6 protein-coding genes are annotated in these 5,175 nt (G+C 68.8%); 3 read left to right on the top strand and 3 right to left on the bottom strand.

Annotation, left to right across the window (positions count from 1 at the left end; genetic code table 11):
* Positions 1-71 precede the first annotated feature (71 nt).
* Together AB0M65_RS40055 and AB0M65_RS40050 are read right to left on the bottom strand one after the other, a co-directional pair.
* Positions 72-830, bottom strand: a complete 759-nt coding sequence (locus AB0M65_RS40055; RefSeq protein ID WP_364040615.1) for a hypothetical protein — start codon at positions 828-830, stop codon at positions 72-74.
* Complete coding sequence (locus AB0M65_RS40050) at positions 827-1,036, bottom strand: hypothetical protein (protein WP_181775064.1); 210 nt, start codon at positions 1,034-1,036, stop codon at positions 827-829. Before AB0M65_RS40050 ends, AB0M65_RS40055 begins: the two co-directional genes overlap by 4 nt.
* A gap of 120 nt (positions 1,037-1,156) precedes the next feature.
* On the opposite strand from AB0M65_RS40050, the gene AB0M65_RS40045 reads away from it, so the two are divergent.
* Both AB0M65_RS40045 and AB0M65_RS40040 read left to right on the top strand, forming a co-directional pair.
* Positions 1,157-2,761 (top strand): histidine kinase, encoded by a 1,605-nt coding sequence (locus AB0M65_RS40045; protein WP_364040621.1) that lies wholly within the window; start codon positions 1,157-1,159, stop codon positions 2,759-2,761.
* A complete protein-coding gene (locus AB0M65_RS40040; protein WP_364040618.1) occupies positions 2,736-3,410 on the top strand; it encodes a response regulator transcription factor in 675 nt (224 codons plus the stop codon). Before AB0M65_RS40045 ends, AB0M65_RS40040 begins: the two co-directional genes overlap by 26 nt.
* Here the strand turns inward: AB0M65_RS40040 and AB0M65_RS40035 are convergent.
* Positions 3,355-4,476 carry an FAD-dependent monooxygenase gene (locus tag AB0M65_RS40035; protein WP_364040611.1) on the bottom strand — a complete coding sequence of 374 codons (1,122 nt, stop codon included), beginning with the start codon at positions 4,474-4,476 and terminating at the stop codon, positions 3,355-3,357. The genes AB0M65_RS40040 and AB0M65_RS40035 overlap by 56 nt on opposite strands.
* Positions 4,477-4,519: 43 nt before the next feature.
* Here AB0M65_RS40035 and AB0M65_RS40030 point away from each other — a divergent pair, with 43 nt between their 5' ends.
* Positions 4,520-5,065 (top strand): TetR/AcrR family transcriptional regulator, encoded by a 546-nt coding sequence (locus AB0M65_RS40030; RefSeq protein ID WP_364040608.1) that lies wholly within the window; start codon positions 4,520-4,522, stop codon positions 5,063-5,065.
* Positions 5,066-5,175: the final 110 nt, after the last annotated feature.

Genomic DNA, 5,175 nt, shown 5'->3' with positions numbered 1-5,175 from the left:
GCAAGGGACCTTTGCTATCACTCTCTTTTGGAAAGTGATAGCAAAGGTCCCTTGCTCCCCCGACAGCGGGGTCAGGACGCGTGGCCGAGGGTCTCCTGAACGCGTTCCCGCAGCTCAGGCGGGAGTTCGTCGAGCAGATGCGACCATTGCTCGACACGCTTCTCGCTCAGGTGGGTGAGGAGGTCGAGGATCGGCGCCCACAGCTCCTCGTCGTCGGCCGCGACCCGCAGGAGACCCCGGAACCGGTCTTCGGACAGCAGCCCGAGGACGTGGTCGATCCGGCTCTTGTCGTCGAGGACGAACGCGATCCGGATCAGCGCCTCATCGCCGATGACGCCGAGGGCCTTCCGCACGGTCGGGTCGGGCAGGTGGCCGACGAACCGGCCGACGGTGATCCAGTCCTCGCGGCGCACCAGCTCGACGGCGACCGCGACGACGGTGTCGAGCGGGATCTTCGCGATGATCGCACTGGCCCGCCGCGGGTCCAGTTCGGCCGCGACGTCGCACAGGAAGGGCGGCTTGAGCCGTTTCGCCACGTCCACGCCCCGGGAGACGTCCACCAGCCCGGCGATCCGGGCGCACAAGAGCGGGCCGAAGACCTTCTCGGCGATCTTCGCGAGGATCGGGCTGGGGATCAGCCTGCTCGCCATCGCCATCCGTTCGAGCACGGCGAGGTTGGCGTCGAACAACGTGTCGGTGACCTGTTCGCGGAACGCCTGGAGTTCGGCGGCGTCCACGCGTTCGAGGTAAGCGAGCCGCTCGGGGGTGCAGCCGAGGACACGCGCGAGTTTCAGGATTTCGGCCTGCGCGGCGAAGTTCTCGGTGGTCACAGGCCCACCACCTTGCGGATGGTGCCCCGTAGAAGCGCGGGTACGTACTTCAAGCCCTCTTCGCCCGCTTCGGCCAATGCCTTGGCCTGACGGTGTCGCGCATCGCGCAACGCGTCGGAGAGGTCCTGTTTCTCGTCGTCGGCCAGCGCTTCGATGCCTGCCGGGACAGGACCGCCTAGCTGACCGGAGAGTGTGCGCTCGGCCATGGTCGATCATCATGCCTCACGAGCGCGTTTTCCTCAGCCGAGGGACCTTGACTTTCGTCCATGGCGGACCGGTCGTCGCGGCTTGTAGCGTCCGGTCGTGTGAAGGACGTCGAGGAGCCCGTGCGGCGCGGGTGGCGGTTGGTCATGGACCTCGCGTTGTGGCTCGGGCTCTGCGGGTTCGTCGCCATCGACGCCGGGAACAACCCGTACCGCTTGGAACTCGTCGCCGGGCTCACCGCGACGACGGCCGCGATCGCGTTGTCGCGCCGGTATCCGGTCGTCTCACTCGCCATCGCGATGGTCGCCGCCTTCGTGATCCTCGGGGGTTTCGGCGGGCGAGTGCCGATCTGGGAGGCCTTCCTCCTGGTCGCGGTGAGCTATCTCGCCGGTTACCGGCAGCCGGTCGCGAAGCCGATGCTGCGTGTCTTCACGGTCGTCTCGGTGGTGGCGGTCCCCGTCGCGCTGATCTGGGCCAAGGACGGCTTCTCGGCCTGGGGTGCGCTGCTCGGCGTCCTGGTCTTCGGATCGGTGACGCCGTGGCTGCTGGGCCGGTACATCAGGCAGCGCGAGGACATGGCACGCGATGGCTGGCGGCGTGCGGAGGAGATGGAGAGCCGCCAACGGCTCATCGCGGATCGCGCGCGGTTGCGTGAGCGGACCCGGATCGCCAGCGACATGCACGATTCCCTCGGCCACGAACTCAGCCTGATCGCGGTCCGCGCGGCGGCCTTGGAGGTCGCGGGCGGGCTCGACGAGCAGCAGCGGCAGGCCGCGGGTGACCTGCGGCAGAGCGCGGCAACGGCGACCGAACGGCTACGCGAGATCATCGGCGTACTGCGTGAGGACGACGCGCCGACCGAGCCCGTGCACGAGAGCATCGACGCACTGCTCGACCGGGCGAGGGCGTCCGGTGTGCTGATCGAATCCTCTGTGGACGATCTCGTCGCCGGTGAACCGCGGATGGTCGACAGGGCGGCGTATCGCGTGGTCCAGGAGTCGTTGACGAACGTCGTGAAGCACGCGCCCGGAGCCGCCGTCACGGTGCGGGTCGTGCGGTCGGCGGATCGGACCGACGTCGCCGTCGTCAACGCCGCGCCGCCCGCGGGGCCGTTACCCGGCCGGTCTTCCGGGCGACGAGGGCTGATCGGCCTGCGTGAACGGGTCCGGCTGGTCGGCGGGACCCTGCGTGCGGGACCGCGTGGCGGCGGTTTCGAGGTCCACGCGATCCTGCCGCATGACGCCGCGCCGTCGGAGGAAACGCCGGAGAGCCAGGCCGCGATGGACGCCGAGGTGGGGCAGTCGACGTCGGCGAGGGAGCTGGAACGCGCCCGCCGTGACGTCCGGCGCAGCCTGATCCAGGCGATCGTCGTGCCGATCGGGCTTTTCGGCGTGGTGGTCGCGATCAGCGGTGCGGTGTTCCTTGTCCAGTGGTACCGCTCGGAACTGGCAGGCGCCGACTATGACCGGATCCGGCCGGGACAGACACGGGCGGAGATCGCCCCCGTGCTGCCTGAAGGCCAGCGGATCGCGCGGCCGCGCGAGTTGGAGCCGCCGGTGCCGGCAGGGGCGATCTGCGAGTACTACGGCACCGAGCGCAGCGTGCTCAACTTGAACTACGAGGCCTACCGGCTGTGCTTCGCCGACGGGAAACTCGTGTCGAAGGACTTGATCAGTGAAGACGAGCAAAGGGGGAACCCGGATGATCCGGGTGGTGCTGGCCGATGACGAGGCGATGATCCGTGCCGGTGTGTCGGCGATCCTGGCCGCGGACGCCGGGATCGAAGTGGTCGCGGAGGCCGAGGACGGCCGTGCCGCCATCGAGCAGGCGCGGGCGACCAGGCCGGACGTCGTACTCCTCGACATCCGGATGCCGGTCATGGACGGGCTCAAGGCGGCCGAGGAGATCCGGCGGCTGCTCCCGGACATCGGCGTGATCATGCTGACGACTTTCGGTGAGGACGCCTACATCGAACGTGCTCTCGGCCTCGGAGCGAGTGGTTTCCTGCTGAAATCCGGAGATCCGCGCGAACTGCTGTCCGGGATTCACGCGGTCGCCGGCGGGGCGGCGTTCCTTTCGCCGAAGGTCGCTCAGCGCGTCATCGCGCGGTTCTCGGGAAACCGGGTTTCCCGGGCGGAAGACGCGCGGGCGTTGATCGGCAAGCTGACCCCGCGCGAGCAGGAAGTGCTGGCGCTGCTCGGTTCCGGACTGTCCAATGCGGACATCGCGGGTAGGCTGTTCGTCGTCGAGGGCACGGTGAAGGCTTACGTGAGCACCATTCTCAACCGGCTTGGCGCACGAAATCGCGTGCAGGCCGCGATCACCGCGTACGAGGCGGGGCTGGTCGGCGGGGAACCGGAGGCGTCCAGCCGCTGACGCCGGAGCCGATGCGGGCGGTGAGCGCGCCGGGGAGCAGCCGGAGCACGCCGTTGCGGACGGCCACGGCAAGCGGATTTCGCAGCTGTAGCCCCACTTTGCCTGCTTGCGTCGATGCCTTGACGACACTCTGGCTGCGTGGACGGCGCTGCTCGTCGTAACTCTTCAGTGCCGCGTCGACGTCCTCGGTGGTGCTGAGCGCGGCGGCGAGCACGACGGCGTCTTCGATTGCCTGGCAGCCGCCTTGACCGAGGAAGGGCGGCATCGCGTGCGCCGCGTCGCCGAGGAGCGCGACGCGGCCTTTCACGTACGACGGCAGGGGAGTGCCGAGCAAGTAGAGGTCGTGGTGGAGCAGCGTTTCGGGTGTCGTCGCGTCGATGAGCTCGGGGATCGGCGCATGCCAGCCGCCGAAGCGTTCACGTAGATACGCCTTCAAGTCTTCGTATCGGATTCCTGCTTCGGCGACGTAGCACGCCCACCAGTAGACGCGGCCGTCGTGGAGCGGGATGACGCCGATCTCGGCGCCGTCGTCCCAGCTCGTGCTGAGATCTGCCGGACGCGGGAGCGTGGTCACCGCGCGGAAGGCCGTGCTGCCGCTGTAGACCGGGTCGGGATGCTCCGGCCACAGCGATTTCCGGAGTCCGCTGTGGATTCCGTCGGCGGCGACGATGAGATCCGCGTCCAGATCGCCGAGGCTCGTGACCTCTATGCCGGTGTGGACGCTGTTTGCGGGCAATGCGTCCCGAAGTGCGCTGATGAGGTCGGCCCGGTGGATGGCGGCGAGCGGGCGGCCGTGGTTGCGGCGGAACGCGTCGGCGTCCCATCGGGTGATGCGGCGGCCGTTCCGGTCGTGGAGGCCACCGGACGACTGTTCTTGGAGCTTGTCCAGGTGGACGTCGAGTGTTTCGAGTGAGCGCAGGGCGTTGGGCCACAGGGAGATGCCGGCGCCGACGGCGGTGAGTTCCGGGGCCCGTTCCAGGACAGTGACCTCCCAGCCGATGCCGTGCAGCCCGATGGCGGTGCAGAGCCCGCCGATACCTCCGCCGACCACGATCGCTTTGCGCATGGTGACCTCCTCTACGGCTGTAGAGTACTACTACACTTGTAGAGTGCGAAAGGCGATGATCGGGGACGCGGCCATCGAGGTGATCGCGGCCGAGGGGATGCGCGGGCTCACGCATCGCGCGGTCGACCGGCTCGCGGGGCTGCCGTCGGGCTCGACCTCGTATTACGCGCGGACGAGGGCGGCGCTGCTGGAGCTGGCGATCACGCGGATGGTCGAACTCGACGAGGTCACCCTCGACCCGCCGCCCGGCAGGCTGGCCGAGTACGTGGCGACATTCGCGTACGCGGCGATCACGCAAGGGCGGACGCGGATGCTCGCACGGTACGAGTTCGCGCTGGAAGCGACGCGGCGGCCGGAGTTGCGTGAGGCCTACGACCGCGGGGGCCTGGTCATCCGGAAGCGGTGTGCGGAGGTGCTGGCCGGCTGTGGCTCGGCGGAGCCCGAGCGGCATGCGCGGGTGCTCGTCGGATGGCTGGACGGGACGATCTTCGACGCGCTGGCCGGGACCGGCTCGCTGCGGCCGCCGGATCTGGCGGAGCTGACGGTGGCCGCGGGGGAGGTCTTGGCGGGGCTCGGGGTGGCGCGATAGCAAGGGACCTTTGCTCTCGCCTGGGCGTCTGACCTGCGGTTATGGTGCGGGAAGAGAGCAAGGGACCTTTGCTATCACTTTCCAAAAGAGAGTGATAGCAAAGGTCCCTT

The sequence above is a fragment of the Amycolatopsis sp. NPDC051071 genome, assembly GCF_040682875.1.
GTDB lineage: Bacteria > Actinomycetota > Actinomycetes > Mycobacteriales > Pseudonocardiaceae > Amycolatopsis.
The sequence above is the reverse complement of the archived record's forward strand: the minus strand, read 5'-3'. Positions and strand labels throughout refer to the sequence as shown.